General features: G+C 67.4%; 16 protein-coding genes. 5 read left to right on the plus strand and 11 right to left on the minus strand.

The window, feature by feature from the left end; all coding sequences use genetic code 11:
- Positions 1–674 precede the first annotated feature (674 nt).
- From pgaA to pgaD, 4 genes are read left to right on the plus strand one after another with little or no spacing between them, the layout of a single operon-like run.
- Complete coding sequence (pgaA, locus tag ACVOK1_RS16950; protein WP_481562743.1) at positions 675–2,714, plus strand: poly-beta-1,6 N-acetyl-D-glucosamine export porin PgaA; 2,040 nt, start codon at positions 675–677, stop codon at positions 2,712–2,714.
- Positions 2,715–2,724: 10 nt separating this feature from the next.
- A complete protein-coding gene (gene pgaB, locus ACVOK1_RS16955; RefSeq protein WP_481562750.1) occupies positions 2,725–4,611 on the plus strand; it encodes a poly-beta-1,6-N-acetyl-D-glucosamine N-deacetylase PgaB in 1,887 nt (628 codons plus the stop codon).
- A 1-nt stretch (position 4,612) separates the two neighbouring features.
- Positions 4,613–5,866 carry a poly-beta-1,6-N-acetyl-D-glucosamine synthase gene (gene pgaC, locus ACVOK1_RS16960; protein ID WP_481562744.1) on the plus strand — a complete coding sequence of 418 codons (1,254 nt, stop codon included), beginning with the start codon at positions 4,613–4,615 and terminating at the stop codon, positions 5,864–5,866.
- Complete coding sequence (gene pgaD / locus ACVOK1_RS16965) at positions 5,863–6,354, plus strand: poly-beta-1,6-N-acetyl-D-glucosamine biosynthesis protein PgaD (RefSeq protein WP_481562745.1); 492 nt, start codon at positions 5,863–5,865, stop codon at positions 6,352–6,354. The genes pgaC and pgaD overlap by 4 nt, the downstream gene beginning before the upstream one ends.
- A 240-nt stretch (positions 6,355–6,594) precedes the next feature.
- Here the strand turns inward: pgaD and ACVOK1_RS16970 are convergent, their stop codons facing one another.
- The 11 genes from ACVOK1_RS16970 to ACVOK1_RS17020 all read right to left on the minus strand — a co-directional run bounded on the left by ACVOK1_RS16970 (position 6,595) and on the right by ACVOK1_RS17020 (position 17,990).
- On the minus strand, positions 6,595–7,863 hold the full coding sequence (locus tag ACVOK1_RS16970) for a glutamate-5-semialdehyde dehydrogenase (protein WP_481562746.1): 1,269 nt from the start codon (positions 7,861–7,863) through the stop codon (positions 6,595–6,597).
- Complete coding sequence (proB, locus tag ACVOK1_RS16975; RefSeq protein WP_481562747.1) at positions 7,860–9,017, minus strand: glutamate 5-kinase; 1,158 nt, start codon at positions 9,015–9,017, stop codon at positions 7,860–7,862. Before proB ends, ACVOK1_RS16970 begins: the two co-directional genes overlap by 4 nt.
- 10 nt (positions 9,018–9,027) lie before the next feature.
- Positions 9,028–9,291 (minus strand): YciI family protein, encoded by a 264-nt coding sequence (locus ACVOK1_RS16980; RefSeq protein WP_481562748.1) that lies wholly within the window; start codon positions 9,289–9,291, stop codon positions 9,028–9,030.
- Positions 9,291–10,586 carry an argininosuccinate lyase gene (gene argH / locus ACVOK1_RS16985; protein WP_164075410.1) on the minus strand — a complete coding sequence of 432 codons (1,296 nt, stop codon included), beginning with the start codon at positions 10,584–10,586 and terminating at the stop codon, positions 9,291–9,293. The genes ACVOK1_RS16980 and argH overlap by 1 nt, the downstream gene beginning before the upstream one ends.
- Before the next feature lie 47 nt (positions 10,587–10,633).
- The gene (gene argC / locus ACVOK1_RS16990; protein ID WP_108769371.1) at positions 10,634–11,587 is read right to left on the minus strand and encodes an N-acetyl-gamma-glutamyl-phosphate reductase; all 954 of its coding nucleotides are present in this window, start codon (positions 11,585–11,587) and stop codon (positions 10,634–10,636) included.
- Positions 11,584–12,186, minus strand: coding sequence for a GNAT family N-acetyltransferase (locus ACVOK1_RS16995; RefSeq protein ID WP_108769372.1), 603 nt, complete (start codon positions 12,184–12,186; stop codon positions 11,584–11,586). Before ACVOK1_RS16995 ends, argC begins: the two co-directional genes overlap by 4 nt.
- A gap of 5 nt (positions 12,187–12,191) precedes the next feature.
- Complete coding sequence (locus tag ACVOK1_RS17000; protein WP_164075407.1) at positions 12,192–13,520, minus strand: acetylglutamate kinase; 1,329 nt, start codon at positions 13,518–13,520, stop codon at positions 12,192–12,194.
- Positions 13,521–13,544: 24 nt separating this feature from the next.
- The gene (locus ACVOK1_RS17005) at positions 13,545–14,633 is read right to left on the minus strand and encodes an acetylornithine deacetylase (RefSeq protein ID WP_200753575.1); all 1,089 of its coding nucleotides are present in this window, start codon (positions 14,631–14,633) and stop codon (positions 13,545–13,547) included.
- Between the two features lie 132 nt (positions 14,634–14,765).
- A complete protein-coding gene (locus tag ACVOK1_RS17010) occupies positions 14,766–15,959 on the minus strand; it encodes an argininosuccinate synthase (RefSeq protein WP_422352766.1) in 1,194 nt (397 codons plus the stop codon).
- Between the two features lie 120 nt (positions 15,960–16,079).
- Positions 16,080–17,090, minus strand: coding sequence for an N-acetylornithine carbamoyltransferase (locus tag ACVOK1_RS17015; protein WP_481562749.1), 1,011 nt, complete (start codon positions 17,088–17,090; stop codon positions 16,080–16,082).
- A gap of 336 nt (positions 17,091–17,426) precedes the next feature.
- Complete coding sequence (locus ACVOK1_RS17020; RefSeq protein ID WP_200753573.1) at positions 17,427–17,990, minus strand: glycine zipper 2TM domain-containing protein; 564 nt, start codon at positions 17,988–17,990, stop codon at positions 17,427–17,429.
- Positions 17,991–18,178: 188 nt separating this feature from the next.
- Here ACVOK1_RS17020 and cysS point away from each other — a divergent pair, with 188 nt between their 5' ends.
- Positions 18,179–19,555 (plus strand): cysteine--tRNA ligase, encoded by a 1,377-nt coding sequence (cysS, locus tag ACVOK1_RS17025; RefSeq protein WP_108769378.1) that lies wholly within the window; start codon positions 18,179–18,181, stop codon positions 19,553–19,555.
- Positions 19,556–19,703 lie beyond the last annotated feature (148 nt).

A 19,703-nucleotide genomic window follows, 5' to 3' on the forward strand; every position in this document is an offset into this window, starting at 1 on the left:
GTGGGCCGTGAAGGTGGGTTTTTGCCGGCCGCTGGCGGGAAACCTCAAATTAAAAAGCGGCTCTGGGTTTCTGCTGGCTGGGCGGGGCGGTGTGGGCTTGCAGGACACGCCGTGAACCCATCCATGGGGGCTCGATGGCGCCTTGCTCGCGTGCGCTGTCCTGCGCACGCGGCAAGACCGGAGTTGGGCGTCCTGCCCAACCCCCCCGCGGCAAGCCTCGGGCCCATGGCGCCAACGGTCCTGCCCACCCACACCGCCCCCCCCCCGACAATTTCCGTGTGACGGCTGGTAGATCCACGCCATGCGTGGATGAGATTTCTCAGATTGGAATCTGATGAGGTGCGCACGTCTCTGTCACGAGGCTTCTACACATCGCTTCGGCATCTGCTGACGTAGGGTGTCCAATCATGACGCGGAGGGGCTGGCCTTCTGGGCAGCTCTCTACCCCGGGTCAGGGCGCGGCGGCGTCCGGCGGGTGCTTCATGGCTCGCTGAAAGACCTGGAAAATGCTTGGTTGTCAGGGAGTTGCTATGCGCTTGACCGGTCTGGCGGGACTGTTGCGTATTAGCTGTAAAGGCAGGCACTGGCCGCCGTAGGGTGGGGTCGGATACAGTTGGCATGTGATGTGCGTCACACTTTTCAGCACATCGTTGAAGGGATGCTAAGGGGGTTTCATGATTGTCCATCGTCCGCTGGCGCTCTGCGTCGGCCTGGCCTGCGCCGCCTTGGCGTTCGGGGCCCATGCTGCTTCGCCGCCGGCCAGTGCCAGCCGCGCTGACCGGATGGCCGAGATCGGCCACTACCGCGACCAGGCCCGCTGGGTGGATGCGCTGGCCGCGATCGAGCGCTCGCAGCTGCAGGAGCCCAACGACCCGCTGCTGTACAAGCTGCAGGTCCTGACCCTTGGCGACATCGGCAATGCCGACCGTGCCTGGCGCCTGTACCAGGCGCGGCCTGAGCTGTTCGATGCCGACCAGAAGGCGCGCCTGGAGGCGAACTACATCGCCAAGCGGGTGAACTGGAGCCTGGCCTACGGCCAGAGCGAAGACAGCCGCCTGGACGAAGCCGAAGCCTCCCTGGCGGAAATGGAGCAGTACGTGCAGCGCGACGGCACGCCGCTGGCGCAGGCGCCGCTGCGCATCCGCATGGACCTCCTGATCCTGCTCAACCGCCTGTCCCGCCATGCCCAGGTGCGCGATGAAGCGCGCGCCCTGCAGCAGGAGGGCCATGCCCTGCCCGATTACGTGCTGCCTGCGGTCGGCGATTCGATGATGGCCACCCAGCACCCGGACGAGGCCATTCCGCTGCTGGAAGCGGCAGTGAAGAACGATCCCTCGCGTTTCCAGTCGCGTTCCGAACTGGCCTACGCCTACCTCGAGACCGAGCAGGCCGAGAAGGCCATCGGCTACCTGCAGACGTGGCAGAAGGACGAGCCGGCATGGCGCTGGGGCGGCGGCAAGAGCCCGTACGCCAACTGGGCGCGCTATGAGGCCGACCTCAACCTGTCGATGATCCGCGCCTACAGCGGCGACCTGTCCACCGCTCAGCGCGAGCTGGAGGCGATGGTCGAGGTCGGACCCGGCAATGGCGGGCTGCAGACCGCGCTGGGCAGCGTCTACCAGATGCGCGGCTGGCCGCGGCGGGCACTCGAACGCCACCAGATGGCCTACACCCTCGACCCGCGCGACGTCTCGCCGCGGATCGGCATGTACGAATCCTACGTGCAGCTGCAGCGCGACGACCTCGCGCGGCCGCTGCATGACGATCTGCTCGAGCGTTACCCCAACCAGCCTTCGGTCCAGCGCATGGACCGTGACTGGCGTGCGCACCGCGGCTGGCAGCTGCAGGCTACCGTGGAAGGCGGCCGCAGTTCCGGCGGCGGCGGCAGCTCGCCGCTGGGCAACGACGACCTGCACTACGGCACCGAAGTGGCCTCGCCCATCCTCGATGACCGCTGGCGCCTGTTCGCCTTCGCCGACCGGCGTTCGGTGACGTTCCAGGACCAGAAGATCAATCCCCTGTGGATCGGCGCCGGTGCGCGCTACCGCTTCGGCCGCGTCGATGCCGAGGCCGCGGTGGTGCGGCCCAACGACAGCATCGGCGACACCGGCCTGCGCGGCGGCTTCGGCTGGCAGTTCAACGACCAGTGGCACGCCGGCGTGACCGCCGCGCGCAACGACCCGGAAGCCTCGATGCAGGCGCGCGTGTCGGGCATCACTGCCGACAGCATGGCAGTGGCCGTCGACTACACCCGCAACGAGCTCACCCACTGGAGCCTGGGCGGCAGCCAGTTCCGCTACGACGACGGCAACCGCCGCGACACCCTCAACACTGCGATCGAGCAGCGCCTGCTGACCCGCCCACGCGTGGTCATCGATGGCCTGGGCAGCCTCTACACCAGCCGCGGCTCGCGCGACGACGTGCCCTACTTCAATCCTTCGCGCGACCGCTCGGTGGAGATCGGCCTGCGCATCGACCAGCAGTTGTGGCGTCACTACGAACGCCACTTCCGCCACCGCCTGACGGTGTCGCTGGGTGATTACTGGCAGGAAGGCTTCGGCAGCTCGCTCATTCCCACGGTGGCCTACCGCCATGAATGGCAGTTCGGCCAGGGCAGGATCTTCGAGTACGGCGTGAGCTGGTCGCGGCCGGTCTACGACGGCCAACGTGAACGTCACATCGGCTTCGATGCCGCGCTGCGCTGGGGAGAGTGAGATGGAACGGATGCTTCGAAACCTGATGACCGTGCTGCTGCTGGGACTGGTGCTGCTGGCCCTGCCGGCCGCTGCCCAGGAGCGCGACCTGGATTCGGCCGACAACGGCCTGCTGGTGCTGAGCTACCACGACATCCGCGACGATGTGCGTGAGAAGGGCGATGCCGATGCCTACGCGGTCAGCACGCAGAACTTCGCTGCGCACCTGGACTGGCTCAGCGCGCACGGCTACCACCCGATCTCGCTGTCGCAGCTGATCAAGGCCTCGCGCGGCGAAGCCCAGCTGCCGCCGCGGCCGGTGCTGCTGACCTTCGACGATGGCCTGCGCAGCGTCTACAGCCGCGTCTATCCGCTGCTGCGTGCCTACAACTACCCCGCGCTGGTGGCGGTGATCACCGACTACGTCGACATGGCCCCGGGCCGCACCATCGATTACGGCTACCGCCCGTTCGGCCACGATGATTTCCTGACCTGGGACCAGCTGCGGGAGATGCAGTCCAGCGGCCTGATCGAACTTGCCAGCCATACCGACAACCAGCACCACGGCGTGCAGTCCAACCCGCAGGGCAACCAGACCCCGGCGGTGATCACCCGCACCTACGATCCGCAGACCCAGCACTATGAGACCGCGCAGCAGTACGAAAAGCGCCTGCGCGACGATCTCGCGCTGAGCGTCAAGCGCATCCAGAAGGAACTGGGCGTCACCCCGAAGGCGATCGTGTGGCCGTATGCGGCCTACAACAAGCTGAGCAACGACATCGCCGAACAACTGGGCATGCCGGTGTCGTTCGACCTGGAAGGCCGCAGCACGCCGGTCACTTCCGACCTGCACGGCCTGGCCCGCCTGCTGGTGACCAACAACCCGAACGTCAGCTCGCTGGCCTTCGAGCTGCGCCGCAATGTCAGCCTGGATGGCACGCGTGCGCTGCAGATCGACATGGATGCGGTCTACGACCCGGACCCGGCACAGCTGGCACGCAACCTCGACAAGCTGATCGACCGCGTCAAGAAGGTGGGCCCGACCCACGTCTATCTGCAGGCCTTCGCCGATCCCGACGGCAACAACACGGCCGACGCGCTGTACTTCCCCAACCGCCACATGCCGATGCGCGCGGACCTGTTCAACCGCGTGGCCTGGCAGCTGAAGACCCGTGCCGGGGTGAAGGTCTATGCCTGGCTGCCGGTGCTCGGCTATGAGCTGCCGGATGCAGCGCAGCGCTCCGCGCTGGGCATCGCCAGCCCGGAACGCGACGGCATGTACCGGCTGGACTTCACCAAGCCGCAGGCGCGGCAGATCATCAAGGACATCTACGAAGACCTGGCGATCAATTCGTACTTCGAAGGCCTGCTGTTCCATGACGACGCCTATGTACGCGACACCGAGCTGGCACAGCTGCCGCAGGAAGGCGCCGATGGCGGCCGCACCCAGGCGCTGATCGACTTCACCCTGGAGCTGCGCGACACCGCCCAGCGCTGGCGGCCGAAGCTGGGCACCGTGCGCAACCTGTACGCGCAGCCGGTGCTGGAACCGCAGAGCGCCAGCTGGTTCGCCCAGCGCCTGGACCTGTTCAACCAGGCCTATGACCGCACCGCGCTGATGGCGATGCCGTGGATGGAAGGCAGCAAGCACCCCGAGCGCTGGCTCGACCGCCTGGTCACGGCGGTACGCGCGCACGACCCCGACCTGAAGCACACGATGTTCGAGCTGCAGACCGTGGACTGGCGCACGCAGACGCCGATCAGCGGCCAGCGCCTGCGCGCGCAGGTCCGCCGGCTGCAGGCACAGGGCGTGCGCCATTTCGCGTGGTACCCGGACGATTTCATCGCCGACAAGCCGTCGACCACGGACGCGCGCGCCGCGATGTCCGCGCGCAACTTCCCGTACCCGGAGAAGTGACATGGACATGAGCCCCTGGCTGTATGCCCTGTTCCAGTTCGCCTTCTTCTACCCGATGGTGATGGCGTTCTTCTGGATGTCGGGCGGCCTGTACTACTTCTTCCGCCGCGAGCGGAAGTCGCGACCGCGCAACGATCCGCCGCCGATGGACAGCTACCCGTTCGCCACGCTGCTGATTCCCTGCCACAACGAATCGGACAACCTGGACGACACCATCGGCGCCGCGCTGGCGCAGCGCTATCCGGACTTCGAAGTGATCGCCATCAATGATGGCAGCAGCGACGATACCGGTGCCCGCCTGGATGCGCTGGCCGCCCTGCACCCGCGCCTGCGCGTGGTGCACCTGGACCGCAACCTGGGCAAGGCCAATGCGCTGCGCATGGGTGCCCTCGCCTCGCGCTCGGAGTACCTGGTGTGCATCGACGGCGACGCGATGCTGGAAGAGTTCGCCATGCACTGGATGGTCTGGCACCTGACCAGCGGCCCGCGCGTGGGCGCGGTGACGGGCAACCCGCGCATCCGCAACCGCTCCACCCTGCTCGGCCGCCTGCAGGTGGCCGAGTTCTCCTCGATCATCGGCATGATCAAGCGCGCGCAGCGCGTGTACGGGCGCATCTTCACCGTGTCCGGGGTGATCGCCGCGTTCCGCCGCACGGCCCTGCACCGCATCGGCTACTGGGCCGACGACATGGTGACCGAGGACATCGACATCAGCTGGCGCCTGCAGCTGGACCACTGGGACATCCGCTACGAACCCAACGCGCTGTGCTTCATCCTGATGCCGGAGACGCTGAAGGGACTGTGGCGGCAGCGCCTGCGCTGGGCCCAGGGCGGCGTGGAAGTGCTGCTGCGGCACGGCTCGTCGTTGTTCAGCTGGCGCAAGCGACGCATGTGGGGCGTGCTGCTGGAGTACATCCTCAGCGTGTTCTGGGCGTACACCATGCTGCTTATCGTGGTGCTGTGGGCGCTGGGCAAGTTCATGTCGCTGCCGGCCCCGCTGTACATCGAGACGCTGCTGCCGCAATGGCACGGCGTGATCCTGGCCCTGGTCTGCCTGCTGCAGTTCGCCAGCAGCCTGATCATCGACCGTCGTTACGAAACCCACATTGGACGCAACTACTTCTGGGTCATCTGGTACCCGATGGCGTACTGGTTGATCAGCCTGTTCACCACCCTGGTGGCGCTGCCGAAGACGCTGTTCAAGCGCCGCGGCAAGCGTGCCACCTGGGTCAGCCCTGACCGGGGGATCCGATGAACGCCGTACGTGGCACGAGCGAAAAGAAGTCGTCCAACCGCTTTGATTCGCGGTTGATCCAGAAGTCGCGCCAGCAGCCGCACCTGCAGCGCACGGCCTGGGGCTTCGTGACCCAGGCATTCTGGGGTTTCTACTTCTACCTGTGGGCACCGCTGGTGACCCTGGTGTCCTGGCTGCTGGGCGGGCACCTGGCCTACGTGCAGCTGTACCAGCACAGCCAGCATGTGGATCCGTTCGTGATGATCGCGCTGCCGGTCATCCTGGTCTGCTGTTCGCTGCTGCTGATCGCCTGGGCCGAATACAACCGCTATCGGTTTGGCGGCAAGGAACGGCGCGCGCCGCGCGAGGATTCCAGCCGCGAGGACATCGCGCATGCGCTGGGTGCCAGCGATGTGCTGGCCGAGCAGCTGATGAATGCGAAGGCGGTGACGCTGCACATGGATGACAACGCGCGGCCGGTGGGGATGACGCGGCAGCCGCTGTTGTAAGGGCTGGGTGTTGTTTTTGCAGGGCTTGCAGCCCTGCACCTGCTTCAATCAACGGCAACGTCAACTTCAAAAGCCAGAGCGGCATTCCGAGGGATGGCTGGGCACTGTGGGTTTGCGGGGACGCCGTAACCCCCCCTCAACCGGACCCACCCCGCCAACCCACGGAATGCACGCGTTTGACGTTGACGTTGACGTTGATTCAAAGCAGGTGCAGGGCTGCAAGCCCTGCAAGACAACCCCCTACCGGGTCTGGCCTTCGCCGCGCACCACGAAACGTTCGACCGTCAGCGCTTCCAATCCCATCGGCCCATAGGCATGCAGCCGCGTGGTGGAAATACCGATCTCGCTGCCCAACCCCAGCTGACCGCCATCGGAGAAGCGAGACGACGCATTGACCATCACCACCGCCGAGCGCAGTGCGTTGACGAAGCGCTCGGCATTGGCCGTGTCCTCGGTAGCGATCACTTCGGTGTGGTCGGAGGTGTAGGTGCGGATATGCGCGATGGCCGCGTCGAGATCGTCGACCACGCGCACCGCCAGCACCAGGTCGAGGAACTCGGCCGCGTAATCCTCATCGGTGGCGGCCGTACTGCCCGGCAGCAGCGGCTGCGCGCGTTCGTCGGCACGCAGCTGCACGCCACGTTCGCCCAGCGCCTGCGCCGCGCGCGGCAGGAACGCCTCGGCAACGTCGCGGTGCACCAGCAGCGTCTCCAGCGAATTGCAGGCCGCCGGGCGGCTGCACTTGCCATCCACCAGCAGGGCAACGGCCTTGTCCAGGTCGGCGCTGGCATCCACGAACAGGTGGCAGACGCCCTTGTAATGCTTGATGACCGGCACGCGCGCGTGCTCGGCCACGAAACGGATCAGCCCTTCGCCACCACGCGGAATGGCCAGGTCGATCAGCTCGTGCAGTTGCAGCAGCTCCAGCATCGCTTCGCGACGCAGGTCGGTCAGCACGGTCACCGCGGCCGGCGGCACGCCGTTGGCCTGCATCGCCGCGGCCAGTGCCTGGGCGATGGCGGTGTTGGAATGGATCGCCTCCGAGCCACCGCGCAGGATCACGCCGTTGCCGGCCTTCAGGCACAGCGCGGCGGCTTCGGCGGTCACGTTCGGGCGCGCTTCGTAGATCATCGCGATCACGCCCAGCGGCACGCGCACCTTCTGCACGCGGATGCCGTTGGGGCGCACGTCGTCGCGGGTCACCTGCCCCACCTGGTCCGGCAGCGCGGCTACTTCGCGCACGGCCTCGGCCATCGCGAACAGGCGCGCCGGATCCAGTGCCAGGCGGTCGAGCATCGCACTGCCGACGCCCTTCTCGCGTGCAGCGGCGAGGTCACGGGCATTGCCGGCCAGGATCAGCCCGGCGTTCATTTCCAGTGCCTGGGCCATGGCCTGCAGCAGCTTGCCGCGTGCGGCGCTGTCCAGGCCAGCGACCACCTGGGCCGCGTCACGGCAGGCACGTGCCTGCGCTTCGATCTCACTCATGGGGGTGTCCTGCAGTCCGGTCATGGCAGCACCAGGTCGTCGCGATGGACGACGGTACCGCCGTAGTTGTAGCCGAGCACGGCCTGGATGTCGCGCGAATGGCGGCCGGCGATGCGGCGCACGTCATCGGCGGCGTACTGGCTGACGCCACGGGCGACGCAGAGGCGTCCCTGTGGCGCGTTCCAGCACACCTGCACCATGTCGCCGCGGCGGAAATCGCCGTCGGCACCGGTGATGCCGCCGGGCAGCAGCGAGGCGCCCTTCTCGCGCATCGCCTGCGCGGCACCGGCATCGACCAGGATCGCGCCCTCGGCCAGCGGTGCGTGACGCAGCCAGTGCTTGCGTGCGGCCTCGCGGCTGCGCGCGGCGTGGATGCGCGTGCCGAACAGACGGTCCTGTGCCAACGCACGCACCACGTCGCCGCTGCGGCCGTTGAACAGATAGGTTTCGATACCGAGCCGGCCGGCCTTGGCCGCGGCTTCCAGCTTGGTGCGCATGCCGCCGGTACCGGCGCGCGAACCGGCACCGCCGGCCATCGCCAGCACCGCGTCATTCAGTTGGGGCACGTCATGCAGCGGGCGCGCGTCGGCGACGGTGCGCGGGTCGGCGCTGTACAGCCCGTCGATGTCGGTGGCGATGAACAGCGCATCGGCATCGACCAGCGCGGCCACGGTGGCAGCGAGATTATCGTTGTCGCCCAGCTTGAGTTCGTCCACCGACACCGTGTCGTTCTCGTTGACCACCGGCAACGCGCCCAGGCGCAGCAGCTCGGTCAGCGTGGCGCGCGCATTGAGGTAACGGCGGCGGTTGCGCAGGTCGTCATGGGTCAACAGTACCTGCGCCACCGGGCGTTCGAAGAAGCGCTGCCAGAGGCCGATCAGCTGTGCCTGGCCGAGCGCCGCCAGGGCCTGCCGCGCGGCCATCGCCGCACCGGGCTCATCGGCACGCGGCAGGATGGCGCGGCCGGCGGCGACCGCGCCGGACGAGACGATGACCACCTCGCGGCCGGCCAGCACATTGGCCGAGACGAACTGGGCCAGGCCCAGCGCATGGCGCGGCGACAGGCCACCGCCATCGGCGGCCAGCAGGCTGCTGCCGACCTTCAGCACGGCACGCCGCCACGGCGGCAGCGCTTGTTCGGGGAACGGCGAGGCGACGTGGGTGGCGTGCAGGGTCATCAGGTGCGCCTCAGCGGGTGTTCCATTCGTGCACGGTCAGGTGCGAGGCCTGCATCGTCACCAGCGGATCGGTGGCGACGATGGCCTGCGCTTCGGCCAGGCTGCCCACGTTGCACAGCAGGTAGGCGCCGCCCGTGCCATCGCTGAAGCCACCGGTCAGCTGCAGCTGGCCGCGCTCGCGCAGCGCATCGAGGAAATCCAGGTGCGGCTGCACGGCGGCGGCGTTGAAGTCGGGCCGGCGCATCGCCAGCACCAGATAGACGATGCCCGCCATCAGGCCAGCGCCTGCCAGCGCGTGCGCAGCTCATCCAGGCGCAGGTCGGCGGCCGAACCGGGCGACACGCGCGCCGCCAGGCTGCCTTCCGGCGTGCGGCCCTGCCCTGCACTGTCGGCACCGGCGGCAGCGGCCTTGTAGGCCTCACGGAACGGCACGCCGGCCACGGCGGCTTCCACCGCCACGTCGGTGGCATACATGCCCGAATCGATCGCCGCACGCAGCTTGTCGTCGCGCCATTCCAGGTTTGCCAGCAGCGCCGGCAGCAGTTCCAGCGCAGCGAGGCCGCGGCCGAAGCCGTGGAAGATGGCGCCCTTGGACGACTGCAGGTCGCGGTGGTAACCCGACGGCAGCGACAGCAGCTGCTCGATCTCGGTGCGTGCGGCAGCGACGCTGGCGTGGGTGGCGCGCATCAGTTCAATCACGTCCGGGTTGCGCTTGTTCGGCATGATCGAACTGCCGGTGGTGTACTGCGCCGGCAGTGCGACGAAACCGAACTCGGCGCTGGTGAACAGCGAAAGATCCCAGGCGATGCGGCGCAGGTCGAGGGTGGCGCCACCCAGCGCTTCCAGTGCGGCGAGCTCGAACTTGCCGCGCGACAGCTGCGCGTAGATCGGCGAGATCTGCATGCGCGCAAAGCCCAGCGCAGCGGTGGTGTGTTCGCGGTCCAGCGGCAGATTCACGCCGTAACCGGCGGCAGTGCCCAGCGGATTGGCGTCGACCAGCGCATGGGTATCACGCGCACGCACGGCGTTGTCGATGAAGGCCTCGGCCCAGCCGGCCCACCACATGCCCGCCGAGGACACCACAGCGCGCTGGATGTGGGTGTAGCCGGGAATCGGCAGGTCCTTCTCGGCCTGCGCGCGGTCCAGCGCGACCTTGGCCACTTCGGCGCTGAGCTGGGCCACGCGCTGCAGCTTTTCCTTCAGCCACAGGCGGGTGGCGACCAGGATCTGGTCGTTGCGGCTGCGGCCGGTGTGGATCTTGCGGCCGGCATCGCCCAGGCGCTCGGTCAGGCGCGCTTCGATGGCCGAGTGGCCATCCTCGTACTGCGTATCGAGCACGAAGCGGCCTGCGCGGAAGTCCTGCGCCAGCACCTCCAGTTCGCGCAACAGGCCTTCCAGCTCGTCGGCGCTGAGGATACCGATGTGCTGCAGGCCCTGCGCGTGCGCGGCGCTGGCGGCGATGTCGTGCAGGAAGAATTCGCGATCGAGGATCACGTCATCGCCGGCGAGGAAGGTCTGGATCTGGGCGTCGACGGCGACGCCGGGCTTCTGCCAAAGAAGGTCTGCCATGGGGGGCTCCGGGAATGCGGTAACTAAGCGATGTCAGTGCGGCGATGTCAGTGCGGGATCGACGTCAGTTCGTCGATGCCCAGCGCGAGGTTGAGGTTCTGCATGGCCTGGGTGGCCGCGCCCTTGAGCAGGTTGTCCAGGGTCGCCACCACCACCACCCGCTTGTTGCCCGGGGCCAGGGTGAAGCCACCGACCTGCGCGCCATGGCGGCCGGCGATGTGGCTGACCCACGGCGCTTCGTCCACGATCTCCACCAGCGGCTCACCGGCGTAGGCCTGCTGGAAGCGCTCGACGATCTGCTCGCGGGTCTGCGCGCGGTTCAGCCACAGGTTGGCGGTAAGGGTGATGCCACGGAAATGCGGGGCCACGTGCGGCATGAACTCGACCGGCACGCCCAGCTGCGCGGAGACTTCGCGCTCGTGCATGTGGTTGGTCAGCGAATACGGCATCAGGTTGTCGGCCAGCAGCTCGGGATTGTTCTTGTCCGAGGGCGAGGTGCCGGCGCCGGAGTAACCGGAGACGCCGAAGCACTGCGGCGGGCCCGCCAGCAGGTCCAGCAGCGGGTGGATCGCCAGCTGCATCGCGGTGGCGTAGCAGCCCGGGTTGCTGATGTGCTTCTGGCCCTGGTAACGGCCGCGGGTCAGTTCCGGCAGGCCGTAGTACCACTGGCCGTCGAAGCGGTAATCAGCCGACAGATCGACGATCACGGTCTCCGGCCTGACAGCCTGGATGGCGGCCACGAACGGTGCGGCCAGGCCATTGGGCAGGGCCAGGATCACCGCGTCCACGCCCTTGGCAGCCACAGCATCGGCGTCCAGGTTTTCGTAGTGCAGCTCACCGGTGTACTCCGGGTGATGGTCGGCGAGCGGCTTGCCGTCCAGTTCGCGCGAGGACACGAAGGCGAGCTGCAGGCGCGGGTGCGCGGCGACCAGCTTGATCAGCTCGGCGCCGGTGTGGCCGCGGGCACCGACGATGCCCAGGGTATAAGTCGAATCGTTCATGCGTGATGGTCCAGGCGGTGCTGCAGGTGGCGCTTCACGCCCTGCCATTCCGCGTCGATGATGGAAAAGATGACGGTGTCGCGCGGCGTGCCGTCGGCATGCCGGGTGTAGTTGCGCAGCACGCCGTCCTGCTTCGCGCCCAGGCGGGCGATGGCGGCGCGCGAGGTGTGGTTGAACCAGCTGGTTTCCAGTACCACGCTGATGCAGCCCAGGGTCTCGAAGGCGTGCTGCAGCAACAGCAGCTTGGCCTCGGTGTTGACCCCGGTGCGCTGCACGCGCGGGGCGTACCAGGTGTAGCCGAGGCTGAGCCGCGGCACGCCCGGCTCCAGCGCATAGAACCGCGTGCTGCCGACGATCACGCCGGCCGCATCGCGGATCACGAACGGCAGCACCTTGCCTTCGGCCTGCACGTCCAGCGCGGCCTGAACGTAGTGCCCTGCCCGCTCCGGCGACGGCACCTGGGTGTACCAGAGCTGGTCCAGGCCGCTGCCTTGCAGCGCCGCGGCCAGGCCGGGCACATGCTCAACCTGCAGCGGCTCCAGCATCACGTGCTGGCCGCGCAGGGTGGGTACGGTGGACCAGGCATCGGCGTGGTTCATCGCGCTCAGTCCTTCAGGCTCGGCGGGCGCGCGGCGCAGTGGTCGACGTAGGTCCTGATGCGGTCGATGCCATCGGCGCCGAACCAGAACACCTTCCAGGTGTTCTGCTTGTAGCAGCCATCGGATTCGGCGTAGTAGAAGTGGTTGATCGGGTTGCCGTTGCGCGAGCGCCAGAACAGCTGCGGGGTTTCTTCCAGCATCACGTTCCAGACCGCACGGCCCAGGCCCTCGCCCTGCGCATCATCGAGCACGGCGAACTTGTCCAGGTACACGCCTTCGGCTTCGTCGGTGAGGATGACCGCGGTGCGGTAGTTCTCGCTGACATAGGCGCGCAGCAGCTTGGTCTTCTCGAAATAATCCGGCACCAGGGTGCGGCCGAAGCTGGATTCGATCAGGCCCTTCAGGCGCGGCAGGTCCAGTTCGTCCCAGCCGGTGGCGCGCAGCACTTTCTCGCCCTTGCGCACCAGCGTGCCCGAGCCTTTGTGGGTGAACAGTTCCTTGGCCAGGTCGGCCGGGCGGGTGATCGACACCGACGATTCCAGCGGCAGGCGGTCCAGCAGATCCTTGATCTGCTCGATCTTCACCTTCATGCCGCCGTGGATCCACGGCTGCGCGATCAGGTGGTCGTATTCGGTGGACAGGTTGATCGAATCGATCACGCTGCCCGACTCGTCCAGCAGGCCGCCGGTGCCGGTAAGGAAGATGATCTTGTACGGCTGCAGTTCCTGCACCAGCTCGTTGGCGGCGAAATCGGCGTTGACGTTGAGGATCTGGCCGCCGGCGGTCTCGCCCAGGCTGGTGATGACCGGGATCGAACCGGCACGCAGGCTGGCCTCGATCGGGGCCAGGTTGACCCGCTTCACTTCACCGACCAGGCCGTAGGTGTCCACGTCCAGGTATTCGGCTTCGAACACGCCGCCGGTGATGGAGGTGGCGCGCGCACCGTTCTGCTGCAGGGCCTCGACCAGGCGCAGGTTGGACTGCTGGAACACGCGGCGCACGATCGCCAGCGCTTCCGGCGAGGTCACCCGCAGGCCATTGACGGTCTGCTTCTCGATGCCGGCGGCCGACAGTTCGGCATCCAGCTGCGGGCCGGCGCCGTGCAGCACGATCGGGGTCAGGCCGACTTCCTGCAGGAACGACAGCGAGGAGGTCAGCGCTTCAAGATCATCGCGCAGCACCGCGCCGCCGACCTTGACCACGGCGAAGCGCTTGGCGTCCAGCTGCGAGAAACGCTTGAGGTACTGGCTGATCTCCTTCGCGCTGGCCATGCTGGAAAGCAGGCGCACGATGGTCTGGCGGGTCTGGCGGTGGGGCTGGAGGGCAGGAGACATTTCGGTTTCGTCAGAAGGTAGGTATCAGGCGCCGGCGGCGATGATGCGATGCACGGCGTCGGTGTAGCGCTGCAGCTGGTCCAGCGTCACGAACTCATCGGCGGTGTGCGCCTGGGCGATGTCGCCCGGGCCGAACACCATCGTGGTGTAGCCACCGGCCGAGAACAGCGAGGCCTCGGTCCAGAAGTCCACCGCGTTGCCGATCGGCAGCTCCAGCGCATCGGCCACGTCGCGCGCCAGCAGGCGGCGGTTTTCGGCTTCGGCGATGTCACCGGCCGGCAGGCTGGGGCCACGGAAGGTTTCGGTGAACAGCGCAGCGTCCGGTTCGGCAAAACCGGCGAAGGTGGCCAGCAGCGCATCGATGTCCATCGACGGCAACGGGCGGAAGCCGAAACGCACTTCCGCGGCCGGGGCGATCATGTTGGCCTTGATGCCCCCCTCGACGCGACCGATGTTGAAGCGCAGGCCGGTGAGGCCGCCGAAACGCGCCGAGGCCAGCGATTCCACATGATCCAGCGCGCGGTTGCCCCAGCGCATGGCCTGGTGCAATGCACTGGCCGCCGCATCCTGCTTGCCCGAGGCATGGCCGGCGCGGCCAGCGAACTGCATCAGCACCGAGCTGATGCCACGGTGGGCCAGCACGGCCTCGCTCATGGTCGGCTCGGCCACCAGCACTGCTTCGTACGGCAGGCCACGGGCCAGAAACGCGGCGATGCAGCGCGGGTCGTTGGCTTCCTCGTCGCTGGAGAACAGGAACGCGGCGTCGCCATCGCTGGCGTTGGCCGCGGCCACCAGCGCAGCGGCCGCGCCCTTGATGTCACACACGCCGAGGCCGACCACGCGGTCATCCAGGCGGCGCATCACGTGCGGGTCGGCACTCCAGTGCGGCGAGTCCGGCACGGTATCCAGGTGCACGTTGAACAGGTACTTCGGCGTACCGCGCACGGCATACAGGCTGACCGCACCGGCACCGTGGTCGATCACCTCGACGTTGAACCCGGGCAGGTTCGCGCGCAGGTAATCGAAGATGCCACCGGTGGTGATCGCACGCGGCGGGTTGCGGGTGTCGAAGGACACCAGGGCCTGCAGGTGATCGAGCGTCTGTTCAAGCATGAATCAAAGATCCTGTTGAATTCCGCCGGGCATGGCCCGGCGCTACCGTAATGCGTCTGGTGGAGAGCCCCCTTCTTGTTGAAGGGGGCGCGCCAACGGCGCAGGGTTAAGGCGGAATGCGTGGTCAATCGCTCAGCGATTGACCTGCGCGTACAAGGTCGAGCTCATGCCGAACAGCTTGATGAAGCCTTCGGCCTCTTCCACGCCCCAGTCGGCCGACTGCGCGTAGGTGGCACCCTTGGTGTTGAGCAGGTGCGGCGACTTCACGGCCACCGCGTCGACGCGGCCACCACGGGTTTCCAGCACCACTTCACCGTTGACCTTGGCCTGCGAGGACTTCAGGAAGGCCTCGATGTCGGTCTTCAGCGGGTCGTGGTAGAAGCCTTCGTACACCAGCTCCACCCACTTGCGTGCCACGTCCGGCTTGAAGCGGTTCTGCTGCTTGGTCAGCACGGCATCTTCCAGCGCGCGGTGCGCGGCCAGCAGCGAGACCAGACCCGGGGCCTCGAACACGATGCGGCCCTTCAGGCCGATCACGGTGTCACCGGTGTAGACGCCACGGCCGACGCCGTACGGGGCGAACAGCTTGTTGAGCTGGGCCAGGATCTGGTCACCCGGCAGTGCCTTGCCGTTCAGTTCGACGGCTTCGCCTTCGACGAACTTCAGGGTCACGGTCAGCGCCTGTTCCGGCCACTCGCTGCGCGGTGCGCACCAGCCGCGGGCGCCTTCGCCCGGGGCTTCCCAACGGTCGATCTCGCCGCCGGACATGGTCAGGCCCAGCAGATTCTCGTTGATGGTGTAGGCCTGCTGCTTGGCGCGCACGCCGAAGCCGCGCTCTTCCAGGTACTTCTGCTCGTAGGCGCGGGTCTGGGTGTGTTCCTTCTGGATCTCGCGGATCGGCGCGATGATCTGGTAGTCACCCAGGGCCTTCACGGCCAGGTCGAAGCGGACCTGGTCGTTGCCCATGCCGGTGCAGCCGTGGGCGATGATGTTGGTGCCCAGTTCGGCGGCACGCTTCAGCGCGGCATCGACGATCAGGTAACGGTCGGACACCAGCAGCGGGTACTGGCCCTGGTAGCCTTCGCCGGCCCACACGAACGGCTTGACGAAGCCTTCCCAGATGGCCGGGCCACCGTTGACGGTCTGGTGGCTGGCCACGCCCAGTTCGGCGGCGCGCTTCTCGATGAAATCACGCTCTTCATCATCCACGCCGCCGGTATCGGCGAACACGGTGTGCACGTTGTAGCCGCGCTCCTGCAGGTAGGGCACGCAGAAGCTGGTATCCAGGCCGCCGGAGAAGGCGAGAACGACGTCTTTGTTGCTCATGGGAATCAGGTCCACTTGGGGGGATGGGAATTCGGTAGAGCCGACCGTTGGTCGGCTGGAATGTTGAATTCGCCGCGGGGGGGAGCAGCCGACCAACGGTCGGCTCTACCCTTGTTTGAATCAGCGCCCGGCAACCGCAGCCATGATCGCCTTCTGCACGTGCAGTCGGTTCTCGGCTTCGTTGATGGCGATGCACTGCGGCGAATCCATCACGCCGTCGGTGGCCTTGACGTTGCGGCGCAGCGGCAGGCAGTGGCTGAACACACCGTTGTTGGTCAGCGCCATCTTGCGTTCGTCGACGATGAAGTGCTTGAACTGGTCGCGGATCGGCTTTTCCGGCTCCCAGTTGCCGAAGAACGGCAGCGCGCCCCAGCTCTTGGCGTAGACCACGTCGGCACCGGCGTAGGCGCTGTCGATGTCATGGCTGATCTTCAGCGAACCGCCGCTCTCGGCGACGTTCTGCTCGGCCCAGCCCATGTAGCGGTCGTCGAGGATGTAGTCGGCGGTCGGGCACAGCAGGGTCACGTCCATGCCCATGCGGGTGGCGATGGTCAGCGCCGAGTTGGCCACGGCGGTGTTCAGCGGCTTGGGGTGGTAGGTCCAGGTCAGCACGTACTTCTTGCCGCGCAGGTCCTGGGTGCCGAAGTGTTCCTGCAGCGCCATCACGTGGGCCAGTTCCTGGCACGGGTGGGTGATGGTCTCCATGTTGATGACCGGCACCGGCGAGTACTTGGCAAAGCTGTTGAGGACGATGTCCTGGCGGTCGTAGGCCCAGTCCTGGAACTTGGGGAACGCACGCACGGCGATGATGTCGCAGTAGCGGCCAAGCACCTTGGCTACTTCCGCGATGTGCTCCTCCATGTCGCCGTCCATCACCGTGCCGAGGTTGAACTCGATCGGCCACGCATCCTTGCCCGGCTGCAGCACCACCGCGTGGGCGCCGAGCTGGAACGCGCCCAGTTCGAAGCTGGTGCGGGTGCGCATGGACGGGTTGAAGAACACCAGCGCGATCGACTTGCCCTTGAGCTGGTCGCCGAGCTTGTTGCGCTTGAACAGCGCGGCCTGGGTCAGCAGCGCGTCAAGATCGCTGCGGCTCCAGTCCTGGGTGTTCAGGAAGTGCTTGGGGGACATCATCTTTCCTTGCGTGGCGGCGCCGGTGGTTCGACGCGGTGGAAGGGAGAACAGGGAAACAGGGTGGAGCGAAAAAGTTGCAGATGAAGCTTTCGGAACATGCATTTTTGAAGCGCGGAAACGAAAAAACCCAGCCGGGAGGCTGGGTTTTCATCGGACGAACAGCAGAAAGCTCCGGTTACCCAGCGAGGATGTGGGGTTCCGGTCGACGGGCACGCGACGTCATGCCAGTGGCCTGGCGGGCGGCGCTGCTGTCGTGCTGGAAGTCGGTGAGCTTCATGGTCGATTATCTTTGCATGGGGGCGGGGTCGGCGCAAGACCCTGCGGCCAGGCAGATCAGGGGGTACCGGCGGTGGCCTGTTCCGGGCCCACCCACGGGGTGATCGACACCCGGATCTTCAGCCGGTTGCCCGGGTCTTCAGGCAGCCGCGAGCGGTACTTGGTGCCCTTGTAGACGTAGTCCACGTCATAGGCGATGGGCCGGCGGAACTCACGCCCGACCGGCACGATCTTGCAGTCGCGGGTCAGCATGGGGCCGTTGTTGGCCGGGGCCGGGGTCGGATTCTCGGCGGCCACCTCCTGGGCGGCCTCCTCGTCGCTGCGCTTGAACATCGAGCGCACCGAGTCCCAGAAGCGGCCGATCCGGCCCTTGTCTTCCACCGGCTCCTCGCCGGTCACGTTGACCGGGGCCAGGGTGCGGGTCGAGATCGGCTCGCAGTGCTCCTCGGTCCGGGTCGCGCGCAGGGTCTGGAACACCGGCTCGACGTTCAGCACCTGGGCGTAGTCGAACTTCACGTTCTCCACGATCACCACGCGGTTGCGGGGTTCGGCCTCCTGGGCCTGGACCACGACCGGCGCCGCCGACAGGCAGGCCAGGGTCAGCAACGCGGTGGATTTCATTGGCGATGGAAGAAAGGGCACGGCGATAGTGTAGGCAGTGACGACCGGCAGGGGCTGAACATTACCCGTCCGCGCAGTTCCTGCCCACCCCTCGGCGCCCCCCTGCCCCGCCCGGCGGCCGTCGGCCATCCCCCCATTGGGGCCCGACACGTTCTAAAATCACAGGCTTGTCCCCCAGCCACAGCCCCATGACCCTGCGCCTGCACAACAACCTGACTCGCCAGCTCGAACCGTTCACCCCGATCGACCCGGCCTGTCCGACCCTGTATGTGTGCGGCCCGACGGTCTACAACTACGTGCACATCGGCAACGCCCGTGGCCCGGTGGTGTTCGGGGTGCTGGCCGACCTGCTGCGGCGCCGTTTCGGTGGCCTGCGCTACGCGCGCAACATCACCGACGTGGACGACAAGATCAACAACGCCGCGCGTGAGCAGGGCGTGCCGATCAGCACCATCACCGACAAGTTCGCCGCCGCCTACCGTGAAGACATGGCCGCGCTGGGCGTGGTGCCGCCGGACATCGAGCCGGAGGTGACCGCGCACATGCCGCAGATCATCACCATGATCGAGCAGCTCATCGCCAACGGGCATGCCTACGCCGCCGAGGGCCACGTGCTGTTCGCGGTGGCCAGCTTCGACGGCTACGGCAAGCTGTCGCGCCGTGATCCGGAGGAAATGCTGGCCGGTGCCCGCGTCGAGGTGGCCCCGTACAAGCGCGATGCCGGCGATTTCGTGCTGTGGAAGCCGTCCAGCGACGACCTGCCCGGCTGGGAATCGCCGTGGGGCCGTGGCCGCCCGGGGTGGCACATCGAATGCTCGGCGATGGCCGCCGCCCACCTGGGCGAGACCATCGACATCCATGCCGGTGGCGTGGACCTGCAGTTCCCGCACCACGAGAACGAGATCGCGCAGAGCGAATGCGCCCACGGCGGCAGGATCTTCGCCCGCTTCTGGATGCACAACGGCATGCTCAACTTCGGCGGCGCCAAGATGAGCAAGTCGCTGGGCAACATCGAACGCGTGCACGATCTGGTGCGCCAGCACCCGCCCGAGGCGCTGCGCCTGGCCCTGCTGTCAGCCCACTACCGGCAGCCGCTGGACTGGTCCGACGCACTCATCGAACAGTCCGCGCGCACCCTGGACCGCCTGTACGGCACCCTGCGCGACCTGGCCGACGTCACCGCCACGGCGGCGATCCCGGCGGCCGTCGAGGCGACCCTGGACGACGACCTGAACACCCCGCAGGCGCTGGCCGAAGTGGCCCGCATCGCCGGTGAGGCGCGCCGCGCCACCGACCCGGCCGAACGCGCGCGCCTGAAGGGCGAACTGCTCGGCGCCGGCCTGGCCCTGGGCCTGCTGCAGGCCGAACCGGCGCAGTGGTTCGGCACCGCGGCCAGCGAAGGCGACGACGATGCGCGCATCCAGGCGCTCATCGACGAGCGCGCCGCCGCCAAGCAGGCCCGTGATTTCGCCCGCTCCGACGCCATCCGCGACCAGCTGGCCGCCGAGGGCATCGTGCTGGAAGACACCCCGCAGGGCGTGCGCTGGGTGCGCAAGCGCGCCTGACCCGCCCTGCCCCGTGGCCGGCGCGGCCCGCCCCGCCCCCACAGTAGAGACCGTTGTGACCGCCACCCCGGTACCGCGTGAACCCACCCCCCCCGCAGCCCCGGCCCCCCACGCCGCCGCATTCGCGTTGATCCGCGCCTGGTCCGCG

The sequence above is a fragment of the Stenotrophomonas sp. STEN087 genome (genome assembly GCF_056759115.1).

Excerpts from the sequence above, each read along its gene's own strand:
- pgaA (WP_481562743.1), top strand. The coding sequence starts at position 675 with ATGATTGTCCATCGTCCGCTGGCGCTCTGCGTCGGCCTGGCCTGCGCC.
- pgaB (WP_481562750.1), top strand. The coding sequence starts at position 2,725 with ATGCTTCGAAACCTGATGACCGTGCTGCTGCTGGGACTGGTGCTGCTG.
- pgaC (WP_481562744.1), top strand. The coding sequence starts at position 4,613 with ATGGACATGAGCCCCTGGCTGTATGCCCTGTTCCAGTTCGCCTTCTTC.
- pgaD (WP_481562745.1), top strand. The coding sequence starts at position 5,863 with ATGAACGCCGTACGTGGCACGAGCGAAAAGAAGTCGTCCAACCGCTTT.
- ACVOK1_RS16970 (WP_481562746.1), bottom strand. The coding sequence starts at position 7,863 with ATGACCGGACTGCAGGACACCCCCATGAGTGAGATCGAAGCGCAGGCA.
- proB (WP_481562747.1), bottom strand. The coding sequence starts at position 9,017 with ATGACCCTGCACGCCACCCACGTCGCCTCGCCGTTCCCCGAACAAGCG.
- ACVOK1_RS16980 (WP_481562748.1), bottom strand. The coding sequence starts at position 9,291 with ATGGCGGGCATCGTCTATCTGGTGCTGGCGATGCGCCGGCCCGACTTC.
- argH (WP_164075410.1), bottom strand. The coding sequence starts at position 10,586 with ATGGCAGACCTTCTTTGGCAGAAGCCCGGCGTCGCCGTCGACGCCCAG.
- argC (WP_108769371.1), bottom strand. The coding sequence starts at position 11,587 with ATGAACGATTCGACTTATACCCTGGGCATCGTCGGTGCCCGCGGCCAC.
- ACVOK1_RS16995 (WP_108769372.1), bottom strand. The coding sequence starts at position 12,186 with ATGAACCACGCCGATGCCTGGTCCACCGTACCCACCCTGCGCGGCCAG.
- ACVOK1_RS17000 (WP_164075407.1), bottom strand. The coding sequence starts at position 13,520 with ATGTCTCCTGCCCTCCAGCCCCACCGCCAGACCCGCCAGACCATCGTG.
- ACVOK1_RS17005 (WP_200753575.1), bottom strand. The coding sequence starts at position 14,633 with ATGCTTGAACAGACGCTCGATCACCTGCAGGCCCTGGTGTCCTTCGAC.
- ACVOK1_RS17010 (WP_422352766.1), bottom strand. The coding sequence starts at position 15,959 with ATGAGCAACAAAGACGTCGTTCTCGCCTTCTCCGGCGGCCTGGATACC.
- ACVOK1_RS17015 (WP_481562749.1), bottom strand. The coding sequence starts at position 17,090 with ATGTCCCCCAAGCACTTCCTGAACACCCAGGACTGGAGCCGCAGCGAT.
- ACVOK1_RS17020 (WP_200753573.1), bottom strand. The coding sequence starts at position 17,990 with ATGAAATCCACCGCGTTGCTGACCCTGGCCTGCCTGTCGGCGGCGCCG.
- cysS (WP_108769378.1), top strand. The coding sequence starts at position 18,179 with ATGACCCTGCGCCTGCACAACAACCTGACTCGCCAGCTCGAACCGTTC.